We start from the raw sequence: 21,454 nt of genomic DNA on the forward strand, positions 1-21,454 counted from the left end.
CCCATTTAATGATTTTAGCAAATATATTGTTAAAACATTTTTCATGGCTTACATCAATATGACACGTCAGCGCTCTGGAAGCTTCTTTCTTTGAAATAATCCACCATGTGTGGTTTAAAGCCTAAACCTGTAATAAATATCAGGTTTTTTTTGTTTAAGTGAATAAATTACTATTTTTATGAACATTTTGTAATCTAATTAAAATGACATAAGGAAAGTGATGAACAAGTTAAAATTTTACTCTTTTTTTTCAAGTGCTTTTATATTTTCGATAAGCGCCCAAGCTGCATCCAATGTTTATATTGATGAGAACAATATGAACCATTATTTAACAAAAAATAATAACTCCCTGGTTGGTAAAAATAATGATTATGAATTCGCATTGTCCAGGAAAGTTACATTATCCAATGGGCTAATTAAAAAAAAATACCAACTCTTTTATAAAAGAACTCCGGTTTTTAATGCGATTTTAACGAGCTCTGAACTGCATGGGGTAGAAAACAACTGGTATGGTCAAATGATGATTGACATTGAGAAAGACATTCCTGATACCGTACCTAATATCAATTCTAAAGAAGTTTTAAACATTGTGAAAAAGAATACCTCATTAAAAAAAAATGATTCTGTTAAAAATGAAAACGCACAGCTTTATGTGCGTATTAATGAGAACAACAAAGCAGAATTGATTTATTTAGTTTCGTTTAATGTAGAAGGTTATAACGTGCAAAGACCTTACTATATGATTAATGCACACACAGGTGAGATCATAAAATCCTGGGATGGCCTCACCACACGTGATGCAGAAGGACCGGGGGGAAACCAGAAGACAGGGGCTTATTATTATGGTCGAGACTATGGCATTTTAAATGTCTCGGAAAACTGTCAAATGACCAATGCAGATGTAGACACCTATGATATGAATCATCAGATCACAGGAGGAACTATTTATCAGTTTTTGTGTCCTGCCCGTACTACAGACCGACCGGTAAATAATGGAAAAGCTGTAAATGGCGCCTATTCTCCCCTAAATGATGCCCATTATTTTGCAGGCCAGGTCCTTGACATGTATCGAAATTGGTTTCTTCTCAATCCGCTTCAATCCAAATTCCAGGTACGCGTACATTTTGGGACAAACTATGAGGGTGCTTTCTGGAATGGTCAACAAATGACTTTTGGAGATGGGGGGGTTAACACATATCCTTTTACTGCCATCGATGTAATGGCTCATGAGGTAAGTCACGGCGTCACTGAATTTAATTCGGGACTTCTATACAAAGGCCAGTCCGGAGGAATCAATGAGGCATTCTCGGATATGGCCGGAGAAACAGCTGAGTATTATTTGAATTTCCAATCAGGAAAAGAAAATGATTGGTTAGGAGGGGCAACCATCATGAAAAATCAAGTTGCAATGCGTTATTTTAAGAATCCTACTCTAGATGGCATCTCTATAGATAACGCTAGGAATTACAACGACTCCATGAATGTCCACCATACATCAGGAGTATTTAATAAAGCATTTTATACTTTATCTACAACACCAAACTGGGATATAAGGAAGGCTTTTGGCACTTTTTTACTTGCGAATCAAATATATTGGCAACCCGAAGCCACATTCAATAGTGCAGCATGTGGGGTAGCGAAGGCAGCTGCTGATCTTGGTTATGCCGTGAATGATGTTCTCGCCAGTTTTCGCGGGGTGGGTGTGGATGCTCATTGCATCGTGGATGATCCACAAACAAACGATGAAATAGAAATATCCAATGGAACCATTGTAAATAACATTAAATTAAGTGAAGGGGATGAGCATCGATATCTCATTAATGTACCCGTACTAAATAATTATCCTTATCAATATGATCTTCTTTCCATTCAAGTAACCAACAATCTAGATAATGCAAGAAATAGTGCTCAATTGTATGTTCGCTATGAAGATGGAACTTTAAAAAAAGTGCTAACGCTGGGCAATGAATATTTTAACATTAAAAAACCGGTCTCAGGTAATTATCATATTTTAATCAAGGGGATTTCTGCGGGTTCCGTTAATTTAACGGCCTTTTATGGCAATTTACAGTAACTTCATGTGAACCATTATTATGATTGGCTATTAAGACATCAATAGCCAATCGATTTAGTATTTAAATAAAAATGAGTTCGAATGAGCCAAATTCTAAAAAGCTCTTTCACTAAGAATTTAACAGTAAAGTAATTCTATAGGTGGCTTTATAGTTTGATTCCTTATTTTAATATCCAAAAAATTTTCAATAAGTCAAAATTGGTATGTGATTGAGGATGAAATGATGCAGTGTGTAAAAAAACGAATGGCAGAAGTAAAAACAATCGATGAGCTAAATTCTCTGTTAAAAAACTATTTTTGGCACATCAATATAAAAAGTTTTGCCTTCACATATTATAACCAGCACACCAAAACAGGAAGCAAATTGGTCTATGAGTGGGCAACCACACCCCTTGACGCGTGGCATAAATATTATCTGCAAGAAGGTTATGCAGATATTGATCGTACCCTTGAATCCACAGAACAATCTTTATTACCCATTTTTTGGGACGTAAACGAACAATTACGATTAACTAAAAATAAAAGAGTGCGGCGATTGAAACAAGAGTCTCTTATCTTTGGGTTAGATAAAGGGTTATGCATCCCTTTACATGGTCCAAAAGGTGAGTTTGTCATTTTGGTTTTACATCAGCGAATTAATGAAAATTGTTTAAAAAATTGGGAAAATCAGGTAGATGCCTGGTTCGGCATCTTACACACCTATTTTCATTTTTTAAGGCTGCTGTTAAATGAAAAAAATATAGGCAAAGTGCCTTTAACAAAACGCGAACTAGAATGTTTGAGTCTAACTGCTGAAGGATTTCGTTTGGAAACAATTGCACAATTATTAAAAATCAGTAAGCGCACAGTAAATTTTCATCTACAAAACGCCAACAAAAAACTTGGTGTGACTAATAAGTATTTAGCAATAATGGCTCTATGGAATCATACCCCTTAAATCAAGCACCTTAAAAATTGGCCAAGTTCTAACCAATTACATGAACAATAACAAAATAATCGATCTTTATTTCTTTTTTGCAATATTTAAAATACACTTAAAATGATTTTCATAAACTAAATGGAGAGAGTTATGTTTAAAAAAATATTAGCCACATGCATCTTGGTGGGTGGTTTTTCTATGATATCTTCAGCTTTTGCTGATACAACCGTAACATGGAAGGAGCCAGTAACTTACGATCAACAAAAATTTGAAGCCTGGTATGCAGAGCCTGCAAATCAAAAGTTATGGACTGAGTGGTATACCACTTATCATACAGAACCCGAGTTTGCAACATTTTGTAAACAAACATGGGCTGGTACCTATTGTAAATAAATGAATTTCACACCCACCAGGATTGCATTTTAGTCCTGGTGGGTATGTTGTGACGCGCTTTCCTCAAACTTCCTTCTTTAGACCATCAGCTGCCTCAATTGGAATTTAGAATATATAGAAGTGTCTTATCCATTTTGATATAGTGATAACTCACGTAGAACAGCTGTAGCATAAGCTCCAGCAGGAAGCCTGAAAGCTAGCTCTGCCACATCATTTTTAATGGAATAGCAAAAATTCTCCACATGCAAAATATTGGGACGCCAATCTTCATTTAATCCATGCTGTTCTAAACCAACGACCCAGGGTCTCCACTTAAGATAGACTTCATTAATTAATTTTAGGGCTTCGTCTTTCACCTTATTTTTGGTTTTTCCGGGTAAAGGGCTTGCTGGAGAAATATCTTTATTTATGATTCTTTGAATGATTTCATCATTTATTTGATTCAAGACAAAAATGCTATTGGAGCCTTGAAGCTGCATCACATCTCCAATTAGAGGTCTATTCCAGCTTTTTTCCAAAACACGCTGGGATAAAACTAAATTAAAAATCCATGAACGTGCCGCGGAATAATACATTCCTTTTAAAAAAGGATCTTTAAATCGTTTCCCTTGCACAAGCAATTCTTCGGCTCGAAACAAATTGCCAGCCTGATGACCAAAACGTTGCTCTCCAAAATAATTGGGTACACCCTGTTTTTTAATAGATTGGATACGATCTAAAAAATCATCTTGATGGCTAATTTCCCGTAGACGTATGACAAATTCATTGCCTGATAAAAATCCAGGTTTTAACTTTTTATTGTGGCGAGTACATTCCAAAACTTGCCAGCCAGAGGTTGTCAGTTCATTTAAACCTAAAATGTGTTCGCCGGGCGCATAAATACTTAACCATTGAGTAGTCCTTGCCTGTCTGTCTTTCAACCCTGCATAACCAATTGACTTCACAGGCTTATTTACTATTTTTGCTAAAGAACGAATGACCTCCGCAGTGGTCATGTTTGTTTTTTCTATTCTTAAGAGAATATGCTCGCCCTCTCCGGTAAATGGCTCATTAAAATACTCATTTACCTGAAAATCATCAGGATCGCTTTTAAAACGCGAAATGGATTTTGGTAAACCATTCGCATAGGACCAATTTAGAAAATACATGAATAACCCTTTAATTCTAACCCTACTTTTTACCTTAATCAGGATAAAAAAGTCTATAATTCAGATTATTTTAAGTGCATACTTAAATAAAAGGCTAAATCTATATGAATTGTTACTAAATGGATAGATTAACAATGAATGCTTCATTTCCACGAATACGTAAAGCAGTATTTCCCGTCGCAGGTTTAGGGACCCGGTTTTTACCTGCGACGAAAGCAGCTCCCAAAGAAATGTTAACTGTAGTGAATAAACCTTTAATTCAATATGCAGTAGAAGAAGCTTATGCTGCCGGTATACGGCAAATGATTTTTGTAACCTGTCATAATAAGCGCGCTATAGAAGATCATTTCGATCACGCCTATCAACTTGAAAATGAACTGCACCTTCATAATAAACATGAACTATTATCTCTGGTGCAATCGGTGACCCCAAAAGATATGGAATGTTTTTATGTTCGCCAGGCAAAACCTCTCGGCTTGGGGCATGCCGTTTTATGTGTGGAACAAATTATTTGTCATGAATCCTTTGCAGTAATTCTGGCTGATGATTTAATGACGCATACAACGCCAGTGATTCAACAATTAATTAATAGGCATGATCAATATGGACACAGCATTGTTGCAGTAGAAAAAATTCCTCAAGAACTTACGGAATGTTATGGTATTATTCAGGGTGCTCCTTGGGATAAAAATCTTTTATCTGTACATCATCTTGAAGAAAAACCGAAACCACACCTTGCGGCATCAAATATTGCCATAGTGGGACGATACGTTCTCAACCCAAGTATTTTTAAACACATTCGGTCACTGCCTCAAGAGGAGCATAAAGAAATTCAGTTAACTGATGCAATTAACGAACTAGTCAAAGAAGAGACTGTTCTTGCCTTACCTTATGAGGGTAAACGTTATGATTGCGGCAGTGTCCTTGGATTTCTTAAAGCGAATGTCGATTTAGGAAAAGAGCATTCTCCTGAGGGGAAGAAATTTTCTCAATGGCTTTTAAATAATAATAATAGATAGAGAAATATAAATGTCAGATCTTACAAAAATGAATTCGTGGAAACAACTTCAAAAATTGGCAAAAACAGACATCCATCCAAAAACCGATACAAAAAATAATATCATTTCTACCCACAATATTTCTTTAGATTATAGTGGGCAACACATGAATGCCGCAATTCTCGATTCTCTTATGGAACTTGCCTCTGAATGCCATCTTCAAGACCATATTAATGACATGATGGACGGAAAGACTATTAATAATACCGAAAATAGAGCAGTGTTACATACCGCGCTGCGTGCTCCAGAGAACAAAGTCATCATGGTGAATGAACATAATGTCATTCCTGAGATCGTGCGTGTCCGTCAATCCATGAAAGATATTTCTACAAAAATTCGAAATGGTGAATGGCTGGGTTACTCCGGCAAACCGATTACTGATGTGGTGAATATAGGAATCGGCGGTTCCATGTTAGGTCCATTCTTTTGTATCCATGCTTTAAGCGATTTGGTTACTGATAAATTAAATTTTCATTTTATTTCAGATATTGATCCCTATGCTTTTGTACGCACTACTGCAAAACTGAATAAGGAAACTACCTTATTTATAGTTTCCTCAAAATCTTTCACCACTCCAGAAACTTTATCCCATTTACAAAAAGCTTTATCCTGGATAAACCAGGACAAACATTTACAAAAAGCTTTATCCTGGATAAACCAGGACAAACCTTTAAATCAACACTTTATCGCGGTTACTGCGAATGTAAAAAAAGCAGAAGAAATGGGCTTTAGTACTATTCTACCTATTTGGGATTGGGTAGGTGGGCGTTTTTCATTTTGTTCTGCAATCAATTTAATTTCGTGTATTGCCATTGGTTTTGAACATTTTTCAGAAATTCTTACTGGTGCCTATAAAATGGACCAGCATTTTCAAACAGAAAATTTTTCCAAGAATTTGCCGGTACTCATAGCTTTATTAGGGATATGGAATATTAATTTTCTAAACATACATAATTTATTGGTGATGGCTTATTCCCAAGATTTACAATACTTTGTTCCCTATCTCCAACAACTGGATATGGAAAGTAATGGAAAGTCGATTAACAAACAAGGCCAATGCATTAATTATGCAACAGGTCCTATCATATGGGGCGGTTTAGGTAATCATGCGCAACACAGTTATTATCAGCTTTTATGTCAAGGAACCCATAAGATAGCAGCAGATTTAATCAACGTGCATGCCTTTGAAGGGGATGTCATTAATAAAATGTGCCATGCTCATAGAGAAGTATTGACTCAGGGAGGCAAAAATAATGACAATCCTCACAGTTACATTCCAGGAAAAATGCCAATAAATCTCCTCTCCCTAGTCGATTGTTCACCTCAATCGTTGGGATCATTGATTTCTTTATACGAACATAAGATTTTTGTGCAAGGAATAATCTGGAATATAAATTCTTTTGATCAACCCGGGGTGGAGTGCTCGAAAGATATCATTCGGAAGAATGGTTGGCTCAACTAAACTGTTCAGTATCTAAAAACAAAGGCAACTCTTGACAAGAATCATACGCTATTGATATCTTGTCAAGTTTTCAAATTAAAGATCAATATGAGCAAATTTAACTCAATCACAGTCATTGGCGCCGGTAATTTAGGAAGTGCTTTTATTCGAGGGCTTATTCGCAGCGGCTACCCTGAAAATTTGATTAAAGTAAGTAGTCGTGATTCGAGTAAACCTGCTTTACTTGTGCGGGAATTGAACATATTATCGGCACAAAACAACGCTCAAGCTGCTGAGGATGCCGATATTATTGTTCTTGCAGTAAAACCTCAGTTCATGCAAAGCGTGTGTCGTGACATCTCGCAAACCATAAGAAAAAAACTTCCTGTAATCATTTCCCTAGCGGGTATTATCAACATCAGCAATATGACTCAATGGCTTGGTGTTAATCATATAGGGGTTGTCCGCTCCATGAGTAATACACCCATAGAATTTTGTAAAGGAACCTCTGCACTTTTTGCAAATTCATCAATTTCTCACGAGCAAAAATTATTGGTCCAAGATTTATTCCAGACTTTGGGACTTGCATTTTGGGTCGATGAGGAAACCATGCTGGACACATTAACAGCGCCTATAGGGTGTGCTCCAGCTTATGCTTTCCTCTTTCTAGAGGCATTACAAGGGGCAGCCATAAGTAGAGGTATTCCTGAAGAGCTTGCTGCGAAAGTTGCATTAGAATCTGTGTTAGGTGCTGCAGAACTGGCAAAAAAATCAGAACGTTCTTTTGCACAATTGCGGCAAGGAGTGACCACTCCAAATGGGGTTACAGAATACTCACTGAAAAAACTCTCTTTACCTGGTTTGTTTGACTCCTTCAAAGAAGTATTTGCTGCGGTTGAGGAGCGGATTGATCAAATTACCGAAACATTAAAAAACAATAATTAATTTTTAAGTCGTGATCTTTCTGTTTTAAATTGTTAAGAATTCTAGTGGGAGAATATTTCTGATAATTTCTTTATGGTATAGTGAATCTTTCAAATTGAATAATTTGCCATGACGGAAGTGAAACAGGATGTTTGTGTCATTGAGAATACGCCAAATATTTGGGGTAATTGGCGTGGTCTTGGCGCCTGGAATTTTTATTTCATTCTTAAATTTGCGTTTCTTTGGTATGGATACCTCAATTTTCATCCTTTATATAATTTGACATTTTTAGCGTATTTATTATTTCCTCTGCCCTCCCTATTAATGCATCGCATCAGAAATTGGATTGCCATCCCCATTGGACTTATTCTGTTGTATTATGATACCTGGTTACCGGGATTTGACACCATAATGCATCAAGGGGGCAACTTATTTGATTTCAGTCCCCAATATCTGCTTATGTTGCTCAATCGATTCATTAACTGGAATCTGATTGCATTGAGTTTTGTTTTATTAGTCGGTTATTTATTTCTATCTCAATGGCTCAGGGTGACTGTATTTACTGTTATCATACTTTGTTGGCTTAATATTCTTACACTTAAATCTCCCTCTATTGCATTACCTCAACATGAACAAGCTGAGGAAATAAAAACGAATCCCCAATCCATTGAAATCTCTCCAGTGAGTAGTCACGAAATTCCCCCGCCAACGGATGACAATTTGAATAATTTTTTAAATGACTTTTATAAAAAACAAAAAACTTTACGTGTCGATTTTCCAAGCTCATTACCCTCTGGAGCCGAATCTTTTGATATTTTTATTATTCAAATTTGCTCATTAGCGTGGGCGGATATCAAATCAGTTCAATTAGAAAATCACCCCATGTGGAAGAAGTTTGATATTTTATTCAAAAATTTTAATTCAGCCACATCTTATAGTGGCCCCGCAGCACTTCGTTTATTGCGTTCAAGCTGTGGCCAAACAACACAATCGGATTTGACCCAACCTGCTTCACCAGAGTGTTACCTATTCAATAATCTAACTTCACTTGGATATAAGCCAGAATTGATGATGGATCATGACGGGATATTTGGAGATTTCCTGCAGGATATCCGCGAAGACGGAGATTTGCAAAATGTACCCATGCTCTCACGAGAGGGTATTAGTCCCGACCTTATTGGTTTCAACGGACATAACATTTCTAATGATGGCCAATTATTTGAAAGATGGATGAACCAAACCAACTCCTCAAAAAATAACAAAAATATTACCTTTTTCAATGTCATCTCTTTACATGATGGCAATTTATATATGAATAAAAGCCCTGCACCCTACCGTGCAAGAGCCCAGAAGTTTTTTGACCAGATTGATACTCTTTTCGCTGAATTAGAAAACTCGCAGCGCAAAGTACTCATATTATTTATTCCAGAACATGGAGCAAACCTTCCAGGCGATAAATTGCAAATATCTGGATTAAGAGATATTCCAAGCCCGAGTATTACTGACATTCCAGTTGGGCTTAAGTTTGTCGGTATGAAATCCCCACACGAGGATAAACCCTTAATCCTCAATAATCCAAGTAGTTATCTTGCCATTTCTGACTTAATATCGCGCACCCTCAAAGGCTTGGTTTTTGAACAACCCAAGGTTGATTGGCAGGCATTAACAAGAAATCTGCCCCAAACCAACTCAATTTCAGAAACTGAGGCAGCCACAGTAGTGGATTATTATGGTACGTATTTTATACGTTTGTCAGGAGATCAACATTGGATCCCCTATCCCAAATAAAAAATAACCGCTTGCAGTAACTATAAAATTCAGTGGCATCAAAAGTACAATGATGATCTCCAGGATTATGTTCCCTCTATCTGAACTCCGCATAACGAATCATGGGATTTAATGGCATATCCATGTCTCCTTGCCAGCCTTCATACGAATATCGAATATAAATTGATGCGTGGCTGGGTGTATAATACTGGGTTCTTTGTAAGTCGTAGATACCGCCTAAAATAAAATGTGAGCTCAGGCGGTATTCTGCAGTAGCAAATAAAGTATACCCCCATCCCTGAGTTATTCCCGCTCCAAAAGTCTCATTTTTATCCTCGAAGGTATCAGGAATTAACTCGGGTATCGGGTATCTAGGACTTGCCGCATTTCTACTTCGAGTCCAGGAACCAGTACCCCCTACTTCAAATGTCAAATTACCTTTACGTTGCCTGTAGTTTATGGGCATTATAAAGCCAACAAAATCTTTAGGGCTGAAATAACCGCCTTGGCCTAGTGTATAAAAATCCAGGTTTTTTTGATAATGCCAATACATGTTTAATATGCCAATCGATGCGTAATGATTGGTATTATTCAACAATTTTAAATAGGCTCCCTCCATGAAACGGGATCTTTGATTATTGGGTACATTCTTACCCGTCAGATAACCTCCGCTTATATTCGCCCAGAATCCAACAGGCCAGCCCCGATCATAACTTAAAGTTAAGATGATGTTGTCGGATACGACTCCTCCCCAGACAATCCCTGTGTTGGGATCTTTAGCTCCAGCAAAGGACAACAAAGAATTCGTCATGGGCCGTCGGGAAGCAATAAGAGCCCAATTCAGATGGTGAAACTCATTATTATAGGCGAGGCTGCCCAAAAAATTAGGGACATGAAAACCCAGCGGGGTCTCGCCTATATCCATAGACCAATGATCGTTTTGCCACCCCAATGCTATGCTGTCTCCAATGGCTGTTTGCGAAAAACCGCTAGTACAACCATTTGGGCAGGTCCCAAAATCAGCAATATATTTCCCTTTATAAGGAGTAAAATTCCCTGCTGTCATCCAAACTGTATCATTCCTTACAAATGCACGGCCATCATATAAAGGAAATCTTGCGTTTAAAATAGTATCATTTGCGATGAGTTCTGAGAAACCGGGTGTCCCATCGACTGACCAATAGTCATAATCCAGAGTAACATTGGTTTCTAAATCGCGATACAAAGATGCAGCTCTTTCTCGAATACTCTTTTTTAACCAGTCATCTTTTGGATCATTTCTCGTTAAATAAGAGTAGGTGATGGTGTCCTTGGGGAAAAAAGGGGTAATTTCGCTCTGAACCATTGCTTCTTTAAAATCTTCCTGGGCCAATCTCCTCTGCTTTAATTTTATTTCCACTTCCGCAGCATCTCGGAATACTAGCGCATTATCCATACTTGGTTTATGCAAATTTGCAAGTTTTTTTGCAGTTTGTAAAATAGCATACCCTTTTTTGTGATTACCAATTTCCACCCAAGCATCGCCAACTTTACGGAGCAAATCGATACGTCTTTTAGATTCTATCTGTTTTGCAAGAGACGAATACGCGAGTAAAAGTCCTTGGGCTTCATCCAGCCTTTTTAAAGCCACCAAGGTTACTATCATCCCCACAGAAGCATCCAAATTTGCTGGCTCTTGAATATGAACTTCTTTAAAATATTGAAGTGCTTCATTGTAGTTTTTATCCTGAAAATCCCAATCAGCTAATTTCATTTTTATTTGATTGTTATTGGGCTGCTGTAGCAAGTAAGATCTCGCGCTCTCTTTATTACCAGAATCCCAAATATCTTGCGCTGTAGTTAGAGCAACCTGAATTTGGATGTTTTTTGCGAACTGCCGCATATCCGAATTCCATTTGTTTTTAGGAATGGCAAGCATCATTTTCAAAGCTTGTCTGTTTTTCTTTTGAATGGCCAAGTAAATTGCATAGACATAGATATGATTTGGATCAGTGCTTTTCATATGCAAAATGTCACGAAATAGTTTGTCTGCCTCTTCTCTTTTTCCCGTATCATATAATATTTTAGCAATTTTATAATTGACCCAAATATCATCAGGTTTAAACGCTTTAGCGCTTCTGTATAATTCCAGTGCTTGCTGCAATTTATTTTGTTTTAAAAAAACATCGGCTTTTGTTTGTAACATCGAGCCCTTTAATTCATTTATTTGCTTTTTTACTTCATTTTGCAGGTCGGTTGGCAAGCTTACCAAGTAATTTAAGGCTTTTTGAGGCGAGTTACGTTTATAAATATCAGCTAATCCCGAGATCGCAGATTCATTATAGGCATTTATTTTTAAAGCTTTTCTATATAATCCTTCTGCCTCGGTAAATTTTTGCCTTTTATATGCTAAATCACCAAACTTCACCCACACATCAGCATTTTTACTATCTATCTGGTTGGCTTCTATAAAAAGTTTTTCAGCTTCAGCCAATTTATTTTTTTTAAGTAGTATTTGTCCTTTATCAACAAGTAATGAAGCAAGAGTTTTACCCAACTCTGTTTGCCAGTTCGCTTCCAAATTATTTTGGAGAATATTCTCTGTCTTTAAATAGCGATACAAGGCAAGTAATTTTTGAAATGCCAAGTCCTTTTGTTTTGGAATTTTTAATAAAAGCTTCCAATATTCAAACTCATATTTCGGAGTTGGGAAATCACCGTGAAAAAGAAGATCATATTGTTGTTTTGCTTCTTTGAAATGATTCGTTAAGGCAAGTAAGCGGGTTTGTATCAACTTTTGCTTTCCAACGGGTTTGGCTAAATTGAGACTGACAAGGGCTTTACGATAAATTGCAGATCCAGGAGCCAGTTGATTTAATTTTTTGAGCTGTGTTTCAGCTTGGACAAAATTTCCCTTTTGAACTAAAAACCTGATACGAGCCGCGACTACTTCCGGATCGTTTGGGGCAATCCATTCGAGACGTTCTAATATCTGAGAAAATAAATCATAACGATCAAGGGCCTCACTCAAAAATAATTGTTGGAAAAGAAATTTTTTTGCATTGACTGGAGAATGATTAATTTGTTTATCAACATTCTTCTGGCCCCAAAAGTTGAGCTTGGGGCTTCCATGGTTTTTATGTCCAAAAGCTGCAAATGCACCATGTGTCCATAACAAATTGGTACAGAACATCAAAGTGCATGCTTTGTATATATGACGGCTCAATTCCATGTGGTTCCGCTAATGTCCTATTCTAATTATTTACTTTCAAACGACGTCGCCTTACTTCTTTAATGACCCGCCACAAAATGAAAGTAAAAATCACTGCCACCAATAACGCTGCGATAGACAAACTTATCGGATATTTTTGAATGACAAGCCAAAATTGTGTCCATAAGGGTATATATCCTATGTGATAAATATCTCCTACGAGTAAGCTATTCACTCCAGAATTTCTGAATATTGAAACAGAGCCATTTATCTTCGTTTGTTTTTCTTGATCAGTAAGGGCATTGTTGAGTAAGTCAAATCCAGAAGGACCTTCGGCTAATAAAGCAATGATACTGCGCTGACTGTGGTAAGGAGATTGGACTTGAATCATTCCTGCAACAGGATTGGATGAACTGACGCTGGTTAAAGTCGCAGGGATGGTATTTGAGTTTTCTGGCGGACCGCCTAATTCGTTTTTCCGCATGGGCTCCCGAACCCAACTTTGAGTTCGCTCAATGAGTAAATTTAACTTGTGTTCATCTAAAAATTTTGCCGGAATTCTCCCGATGATTAAAACATCTTTATCTTTATTTTTTATAAGGGAAGGATCATTTGTTAACGTATAAGCTGTGGCTGGATAACCTGTTTGAGAACCAATATTACCCAGAGCATTGAGTAATGTGGTTACTTCCTTAGGTTCAGGATCTTTATCTATCAAAACCATAGATTCGGATAAATCAGCGAACCGACTAAATGGAAATCCCGAATTAATATAGGCACTTAAGTCAGGCAATTTCATATAATGGTAATAATTTGAGAAATCAATTGTAGAGGTACTATCAATATCAGCACTGTTTATTGCCAAATTGCCACAGTATTCTGTCACATAATTGAAACTAAATTGCAATTGGTTGCTTGGCTGTAATGCTTCGTTGGGAATAGTGAAGGTTTCACTGCCTCCTTTTGAAATGGATTTAGTTTCTAAGTGGGGTTCCTTTTTTTGTCCTTCTGCAGATAATCTATAGTCAGTCACAAAATAGTCATTCAAGTTCACTGTAACATAAGAAAAGCCCAAAGCAGGAGGTATTGAATATCTGTATTTCATGTGAACCGGAACACCTGTAGCTTTGGACGAAAATAAATCAGGGGGTAGATTAAAATAAAGGACTATTGGATAAGGGATTGTCCCTTTACTTCTTAATTGTCCTTTAAATTGTTCAAGCTCTGAAAACTGCACTGGACGGTTTGTTGGAACCCAATTGGGTGCATCGTAAGGTTTTCTCTTTTCAAGCGATTCTATTTTATTCACACGAACACTTGTACCACGAAAAAGAATATTTCCTTGAGCAATTGCTTGAACAGCCAAATTTAAATCCTTATCATCTCGTCCCAGTATTAATAATACCTTTTTCATAGGATTATTTGGATTATTGATGATTTCGATTGTTGGTGCATCAACAGTCCGATAGTTTTTAAGAAAATCTGGACGTGAAGAATTGGTTGCAAATACAACAAAATTGCTCTTTGGTATTTGATTATAATATGTGGGGAAGGACTGCCCTCGCCATAAAGATTTACTTCCAAAAAATGAGGCTAAGAGACCTGCGGCTTGTAGTTGTGTTATGTTGGGTTGTTCGGCAAAGACCATGGGCAATTTCAGCAATCCATAATCAAGGTAATCAAAGAAAGGTCTTGGGAAACTTGATAAGTCATTATTAATAGGAAGGCTTTGAACCACCAGTTCTAATGCGCTAGATTGACTTACCTCTAACCAGAGTGTGTCACTATTAACATCTTGGCATTTAATAATAGGTTGGTCTACAAACTCGAAAGTCAAGCGATTATAATCAGCGATGTAACGTGGATCTAATGTGAGCTCAAAATGATTTAACTTTCCTAACTGATTTGCAGTAATGGGAATGACACCTAATAATTCTTCATTAATATAATATTTAAGTTGAGATATTATCGGTTGTAGTGAAGGTGAAGGTATGTAGGATAAATGAACTTGCGCTTTTGTGACAATTTCATCCTTGCGAATTGTAAATTCAATCGTTTTTGTGGTCGAGTTACCCTTAAGAATGACTTTATTTTTCTTCTTTCTTGAGTTTTCAAAATAAATTTTTACTGTACGTAAAGAACCAGTGGTAGATGCATTAGGAGTGGAGCCCAAAGATATATTCGCGTTATCTTGCGCAAATACGCTCACTGCGCTTAAGAGAAAAATCATAAAACCGGCAGTTCTTAACATTCTAAAATCCTTTTTTTCTGGCTTATTTTTATGGGATGGGGTAAAACAGAAAAAATCCAAACTAAGAAATTAATCATTAAGTTTAAAAAATTACGAATTAAAAAAGGTGTGTATTGAATCAGTTTCCGATACCCATTGAATTCCATTTTAATAATGTCTCTAAATGTTTCTTTTGGTTGATCCGGTGCAAAACCACTTTGCCAATTTGCCCAGGCATCAGATCTCGCAAAAGTACATTGGATAAAATTTATGTTCTCTTTCAAACTTAAATTTTCTAATCGTAATCCTATTTTTGATTTTGAAATGAAAACAATGTCGCATGGAAAAGAAAAATCTTCCTGAAGTTGCGACAGGATTAAGGAAACCTTTTCACCTTTTTGTAGTTGATGGGTTTCCAACATTTCCACCCCTACACCAATATCAGAATAATCGATTAAGGTACATGGAATGGAGTAGCCTTGATCATTGATAATCGAGCAAGGCATAGAGAAATTAACACGCGGAGACTTACGTGTTTGTTTGGCTTCAATGGCAACACCAAAAGCGCCACCCAAAGTCATAAGATTATTTAAAATCCAGATCATACTGATAATTAATCCAGGAATCTCCTCAGAAATACCATAAGATAACCGCCAAATACCTCCAAGCAAGCCTGCAAAGTTAAAAATTAATAAAATGACATAAGGCCGGGTAGAAGCCCAATCCATATAAGTTTCTTCTATCAATCCCCCTTTGGCAGTTACATTAAAAGCTCCTTTTTTCGGATTGATTAGTGCTAAGGTTGTAGGTACAGCAATATACCAGGATACCACCGTTTCATATATTTCATTCCACAAAAAGTGCCTGTATTTACCTTGTATACTCGTACTGGCTAATAAAGTGTGTGCGATATGAGGAAAAGCATACAATAGAAGCATCAGGGGTGATGCGTAGATAATATAAACATTAAATAACAGAAAAAAAACAGGCATGGAGAATAAAATGAGACGGGGAATCCCTGCCAAAAAATAAAGAATAGCACAGGTATAGCAAAGCCGCTGCATGATGGTAAGTCCTTTACCCGTTAGAGGATTATTCATGCGGAACACTTGTATTGTCCCTCGAGCCCAGCGGATACGCTGTTTTATAAAAACGGATAAACTTTCAGTAGCCAAACCTGCGGCTAATGGGATTCGAAGATAGGCTGTGTTATACCCTAATCGTTGTAACTTCAAGGTCGTTTCCAAATCTTCGGTAACACTTTCTACGGCCATGCCGCCTATTTCTTCAATAGTATTTCGTCGTATGACACCCGATGATCCGCAAAAATAAGTAGCATTCCAAGTATCATTACCATCTTGGACTATTCCATAAAATAAAGCGCTTTCTTTAGGAGAAACGCCATAAATACCCAAATTTCTCTCAAAGGGATCTGGTGAGAAAAAATGCTGCGGTGTCTGCAATATTGCAAGCTTAGGATCTTTTAAAAACCACCCAAGGGTGACTTGCAGAAAAGTTCGAACTGGGATGTGATCGCAATCAAAAAACGCAATATATTCACCCTTTGTCAGTTTTAAAGCATGATTGATATTTCCTGCTTTGGCATGCTCATGAGTTTTTCGGGCGATATAATGTACACCTACCTGTTCCGCAAAATCTTTAATGGTTTGTCTATCCCCATCATCTAAGATATAAATATTTAATTTTTCCTTAGGCCAATCCATACCTAAAGATGCATATACTCCGGGTCTGATAATGTTTAGATCCTCAGTGTAGGTCGTTATCATAATATCCACTGTTGGCCACGTTGATCTATCTTCAGGTAATGCGATAGGAGTTCTGTGTAATGGCCAAATACTTTGAATATTGGAAAAGGTCAGCATTATCCAAATATATGTTTCTGCAAAAAGAAAAAGTAAACCCAAAATAAGACTGGGTAGGTCACCCCAGTATAATGTATTTGTATAACGCCACCATAGATACCGAAAAGAAACCAACAATGACAAAACGACCAAAAAGATTATTGTTGCAGGTTTCGGTATATTTCGAACACTTAGAGCCGTCAACCATAAAATAATTAGAAATATAAATTGGGCTTCAGGTTTAAAAGGCTGAGTAATACAAACTACAGCCAATATCATAGCTATCAGGCTTATAAACCAAAACAGAAAATTTTGGGTGGTTTTATTCAATCGATAAAAAAATCTAACATTTTTTCTCCACCCCCGATTGTCTTCAATTTTTTGAGGCAAAGACTTAATCCAGTTGTAATAAGCTTTTTTAATTAATTTGAATCGGTGTAAAAAATGAATTGCGAATATTTTTTTTCGTTGAGGATATATGCTAATAAGCCATATCCCTTGTAACACATAGCGCATCAGATTCGCAAAACGAGGTAGTTCTGGAACGATATGGGGAAATAATATTTTACGATTGCGCAATACCCATTGCCAGGAAGTCGATTCAAATTTGAGGAATATTGTTCCTAAAGCAATGAGAAAAGCAGACAGGAAAGATGCATATGCGGATGCGCCATGAAGACGATAACCACGATAAGTCTCGTGAATTCTACGATAACAATCTTCATTAACCATCCAGCTCATAAAAACTTCCCTGTTTTTACTATTTCATTAATTGAATTAGTTTATGAGTCAACTTATTAAAACTCAGTGATTCTGCGTAACTCCCTTTAAATCAGAAATTGGGATTTTCGAAAGACACTTATTTATAAATATGTATTTCAATGAATAAATTACAAGTATTTGTTAAATAAGTAAATTTAATTCAAAGAAAATCTGATTAATATCTCCAATTACACCCTTGAAATTCTTTTAAAGAATGAATTTCGGATAAAGAATGATCAATATAAATTAGCCAAAGTTTGATACAGGTCGCACCCAGGGATTTAATTGATTTAATGGCAATGGTAATTTTGATAGATTACGCTGCGCTTCCATTCTATTGTCATATTCTCCTAAAGTAAGCACATACCAAATGCCCTTTGCATTGGTGAAATGCCTGACTTTAGCATTTCTGGCAAGCATTTGATTACTCTTCTGAAAACGTTCTATATACTTTTTATTATGGCTTGCGGCTATTTGTATTGTGTATCGATTCGATTTGAGTACTGATTTGGAATTTGTTTTTTTATGTTGCTTGGGCGTGGGTATTTCGACGGCTTTTGACTCTCGTTTGAGATCCGCTTCTGGATTCTGCAGCTTTATTTCCGTATCAGGTATCCTGGGCTCTTGTTGGGCTAGATTTTTCAATTCCAGTTTAGGAATTACAACCACCTTATCGATAATTGCCACAGTATTATTGGGCAGCTCCTCTTCAAGATCGCCTAAAACTTGTTTTTTCGGCAAAGAATTGAAGACTATTTGGCGAGTAGAAGAATCTTCCCAAGAAGGAATTTGACTGACTAAAATTTCAGGTTGTGGTTCCAGTTTTGTTAATTGACTGGCGGCCTCATGTTGTCTAAGACAGGTTGTTTTCATTCGGTATAAAGCGAGTAAATCATAATTTTGAGCAAAATAAAAACCAATAAATCCGGCAATCAAAGTGACACTGGCCGCAATCCCAAATTTTTTTGACCATTTAGACGGCTCTTTTTTCTTAGAATTGGTGCAATTATAAATGAAAGGCTCCAGGTTGCTGTTAATTTTTGCAACATTTCCCTTAGTCAATTGATAAAATTGCTTCAATTGGGCATCAGTTAAAGGCTTGTGAATTAGATGTGCTGCCATAGCCCGCTGCAATACATAAGTTCTTGTTTCGCTTTCATTTAAAGAACCCAATTCAATGGTATGAACTAAATTATCAAAAAAGGAACTTACCAAATTATTAAGAGTTGCAACAATGGAATAATCAGATAGAAGACAAAGATGAAAAAAACTAAAGTTTTCTTGATTCTTTATCTCGTGCATTGCATCTTTAATGAATGACTCAGGTATATTTTGGGCATCATCTATGAGCAATAATACATGTGCTTTTCGCTCGTTAATTTGATTGACCAGGGAACTTAATCGAGGATTTTCTTCAGAATCAAGATCCAATTGATGAGCAAAGTCTTTAAGAATATCTTCCAGCTTTAACGAGGGTTTCATTGTGATTGAAACCGATTTGACTTGTGGATCTAAATTGCTTTGTAGCAAAGTATTAAAGGAGGATTTGCCGCCTTCTTTCTCTGCTAGAACGGTAATGAGCACATTGTTGAATAGAATTAAATGATTAATGAAATCAATCTTCGATAACCAAGATCCAGGTTTAAACAATATCCTTGGTTGAATTACAGCCGTTCCTTCAGACTGAATCATTCCCTCTTTCATTTTTATTCTCCTCTACAGCTGCATCAAGTGCATTATACAAACAGTTCTCTGTTACTCCAGCTTCCAGATAGCAATCACCAGCCTTTTTAATCAGAACGAAACGTAAGCATTGATTTTTTATTTTTTTATCTGATTTCATTAAATCTTTTAAAAGGATCAAATCAATATTTTTTGGAATTTTATGGGGTAACCCCGCCAGTTGTAATACCTGTTCCACTTGTAATACAAATTCCTTATCAACTAACTGCATTTCCAGGGATAACACCGCCGCACAGTATAACCCTATCGCTACAGCTTCACCATGTAACCATTGTTTGTAATGCGTGTAGGTTTCCAAAGCATGAGCAAATGTATGGCCAAGATTCAATAAAGCGCGCTGACCTGCTTCTTTTTCATCGGTTTCTACATATTGAGCTTTAATCCTGCAGCATTCAAGGATTAATTGGGCTAACAGAGGACTCTGGGCCGTTAACCCCTCATGGAGTGCCCTCTGGAGTGTGTTATAAAAATCACCTCCAGAAAGAAGACCATATTTTATCATCTCTGCCAAACCAGCTCGAAACTCTCTTTCGGGTAGCGTTTCTAAAGTCATCAAATCAGTAATTACTGCCTGAGGTTGATAAAAGCTACCAATCATATTTTTACCAGAAATATGATTAATGCCAGTTTTTCCGCCAATAGAAGCATCGATTTGTGCCAGTAAAGTTGTGGGGATTTGTACAAATTTTACTCCACGCTGATATGTTGATGCTGCAAATCCTGTGATATCACCAATCACACCGCCGCCCAAAGCGATAAGCGTCGTATCTCTATGGTGTTTTTTTTGGATTAATACATCATAAATAGCATAAAGGCTTTTTTCGTTTTTATACTGTTCCCCATCCTCTAAAATCAAACTATCACATTGCGTCCCCTTAAAAGCAGATTGAACATGCTCTAAATATAAAGGGGCGATGGTTTTATTTGTCACAATTAGAATCTGTGAAGATGTGACAATGGTTCGCAGTAAATTTGGATTTTGCAAGCCATTGCGACAGATGATAATGGGATATTGATGTTCCGTTAAGGAAACATCAATTTGGCCATATTGCTCAAAGTTCGCCATAAATGTATTTTATAATATTATTAGCAACAGCTTTGACAGTTAATTTATCTGTTTCAAAACTAACATCAGCTAACTCATTGTAAAAGGGCTCACGCTCATCCCTTAATAATTCTAATCGTCCCTCTAGGTCATTAGTCTGCAGTAAAGGACGTTTGGTATCGCGCTTCGTTCTTTCGAATTGTTGTTGCAATGAGGTTTTAAGATAAATTACAGTTCCTCGTCCGGCGAGTGCATTTCTATTTTCTGGAGTAATGACGACACCACCACCTGTGGCCAGAACAATATTGGTCTTTTGAGTTAATTCTTCAATGACTTTTTGTTCGCGCCTTCTGAATCCCTCTTCACCCTCAATATCAAATATCCAGGATATATCAGCGCCTGCGCGTTCTTCTATAACTTCATCTGAATCAAAAAATTCTAATTTGAGCTCCTTTGCCAAAGCACGACCTATAGTGCTTTTACCTGCACCCATGGGTCCGATGAGAAAAATATTTCGTACTTTAACTATGCTCATTTTTTATTACATACCTCTTTAACTGAAATGTCATGTTAATTAAAGATTGAGTCCGAAATAACTTCTCACTTAGCAAGAAAATTAAATTAATCTGTAGCCAAAGTAGTGATATTTGGGGCCCAATCCTAACTGTATTTCTCGCAGTTAGAAATTCCCGCCCATTATTCTACAACAAATGAACATATTTTATAACTATTTACTCTTAATCATTTAAATTATATAACTACATAAATAAAAAACGCTGCAAAAATCAACCTATAAAGCCAATCAGCAAAAAAAATAGCCAAATAACTTATTAAAAAATAGAGATAAAGTCATTTTGCTAAACTAACCTTAAAGAATAATTCGCATCTTTTCTTAGTA

14 protein-coding genes are annotated in these 21,454 nt (G+C 36.7%); 7 read left to right on the forward strand and 7 right to left on the reverse strand.

Annotated features, from left to right (window positions below):
• Window positions 1-220 precede the first annotated feature (220 nt).
• From BU07_RS0115950 to BU07_RS0115960, 3 genes are all read left to right on the forward strand, one after another.
• A complete protein-coding gene (locus BU07_RS0115950; protein ID WP_031567801.1) occupies window positions 221-2,074 on the forward strand; it encodes a M4 family metallopeptidase in 1,854 nt (617 codons plus the stop codon).
• Window positions 2,075-2,294: 220 nt separating this feature from the next.
• On the forward strand, window positions 2,295-3,011 hold the full coding sequence (locus tag BU07_RS0115955; RefSeq protein ID WP_031567802.1) for a helix-turn-helix transcriptional regulator: 717 nt from the start codon (window positions 2,295-2,297) through the stop codon (window positions 3,009-3,011).
• A 132-nt stretch (window positions 3,012-3,143) separates the two neighbouring features.
• Entirely contained in the window at window positions 3,144-3,386 is a 243-nt protein-coding gene (locus BU07_RS0115960; RefSeq protein WP_031567804.1) for a hypothetical protein, read from the forward strand.
• Between the two features lie 125 nt (window positions 3,387-3,511).
• Here the strand turns inward: BU07_RS0115960 and truD are convergent, their stop codons facing one another.
• On the reverse strand, window positions 3,512-4,534 hold the full coding sequence (gene truD, locus BU07_RS0115965) for a tRNA pseudouridine(13) synthase TruD (protein ID WP_031567806.1): 1,023 nt from the start codon (window positions 4,532-4,534) through the stop codon (window positions 3,512-3,514).
• A gap of 134 nt (window positions 4,535-4,668) precedes the next feature.
• On the opposite strand from truD, the gene galU reads away from it, so the two are divergent.
• From galU to bcsG, 4 genes are all read left to right on the forward strand, one after another.
• Window positions 4,669-5,553: a UTP--glucose-1-phosphate uridylyltransferase GalU gene (gene galU, locus BU07_RS0115970; protein ID WP_031567808.1), complete on the forward strand. Its 885-nt coding sequence runs from the start codon at window positions 4,669-4,671 to the stop codon at window positions 5,551-5,553.
• Window positions 5,554-5,563: 10 nt separating this feature from the next.
• On the forward strand, window positions 5,564-7,054 hold the full coding sequence (gene pgi, locus BU07_RS0115975; protein ID WP_031567811.1) for a glucose-6-phosphate isomerase: 1,491 nt from the start codon (window positions 5,564-5,566) through the stop codon (window positions 7,052-7,054).
• Between the two features lie 87 nt (window positions 7,055-7,141).
• The gene (proC, locus tag BU07_RS0115980; RefSeq protein WP_031567812.1) at window positions 7,142-7,978 is read left to right on the forward strand and encodes a pyrroline-5-carboxylate reductase; all 837 of its coding nucleotides are present in this window, start codon (window positions 7,142-7,144) and stop codon (window positions 7,976-7,978) included.
• Window positions 7,979-8,086: 108 nt separating this feature from the next.
• Window positions 8,087-9,745: a cellulose biosynthesis protein BcsG gene (bcsG, locus tag BU07_RS0115985; RefSeq protein WP_031567815.1), complete on the forward strand. Its 1,659-nt coding sequence runs from the start codon at window positions 8,087-8,089 to the stop codon at window positions 9,743-9,745.
• Window positions 9,746-9,821: 76 nt separating this feature from the next.
• Here bcsG and bcsC read toward each other — a convergent pair whose 3' ends face one another.
• The 6 genes from bcsC to aroK all read right to left on the reverse strand — a co-directional run bounded on the left by bcsC (window position 9,822) and on the right by aroK (window position 21,091).
• Complete coding sequence (gene bcsC / locus BU07_RS0115990) at window positions 9,822-12,896, reverse strand: cellulose synthase complex outer membrane protein BcsC (RefSeq protein ID WP_051635630.1); 3,075 nt, start codon at window positions 12,894-12,896, stop codon at window positions 9,822-9,824.
• Between the two features lie 61 nt (window positions 12,897-12,957).
• A complete protein-coding gene (gene bcsB, locus BU07_RS0115995; RefSeq protein ID WP_051635631.1) occupies window positions 12,958-15,165 on the reverse strand; it encodes a cellulose biosynthesis cyclic di-GMP-binding regulatory protein BcsB in 2,208 nt (735 codons plus the stop codon).
• Entirely contained in the window at window positions 15,159-17,747 is a 2,589-nt protein-coding gene (gene bcsA / locus BU07_RS0116000) for a UDP-forming cellulose synthase catalytic subunit (protein WP_051635632.1), read from the reverse strand. The genes bcsB and bcsA overlap by 7 nt, the downstream gene beginning before the upstream one ends.
• Window positions 17,748-18,014: 267 nt before the next feature.
• Window positions 18,015-19,472 (reverse strand): SPOR domain-containing protein, encoded by a 1,458-nt coding sequence (locus BU07_RS0116005; RefSeq protein WP_031567825.1) that lies wholly within the window; start codon window positions 19,470-19,472, stop codon window positions 18,015-18,017.
• A complete protein-coding gene (gene aroB / locus BU07_RS0116010; protein ID WP_031567827.1) occupies window positions 19,447-20,577 on the reverse strand; it encodes a 3-dehydroquinate synthase in 1,131 nt (376 codons plus the stop codon). The genes BU07_RS0116005 and aroB overlap by 26 nt, the downstream gene beginning before the upstream one ends.
• Window positions 20,564-21,091: a shikimate kinase AroK gene (aroK, locus tag BU07_RS0116015; RefSeq protein ID WP_010653139.1), complete on the reverse strand. Its 528-nt coding sequence runs from the start codon at window positions 21,089-21,091 to the stop codon at window positions 20,564-20,566. The genes aroB and aroK overlap by 14 nt, the downstream gene beginning before the upstream one ends.
• Window positions 21,092-21,454 lie beyond the last annotated feature (363 nt).

Origin of the sequence: Legionella wadsworthii DSM 21896 = ATCC 33877 (assembly GCF_000701265.1) — a bacterium.
GTDB classification, from domain to species: Bacteria; Pseudomonadota; Gammaproteobacteria; order Legionellales; family Legionellaceae; genus Legionella; species Legionella wadsworthii.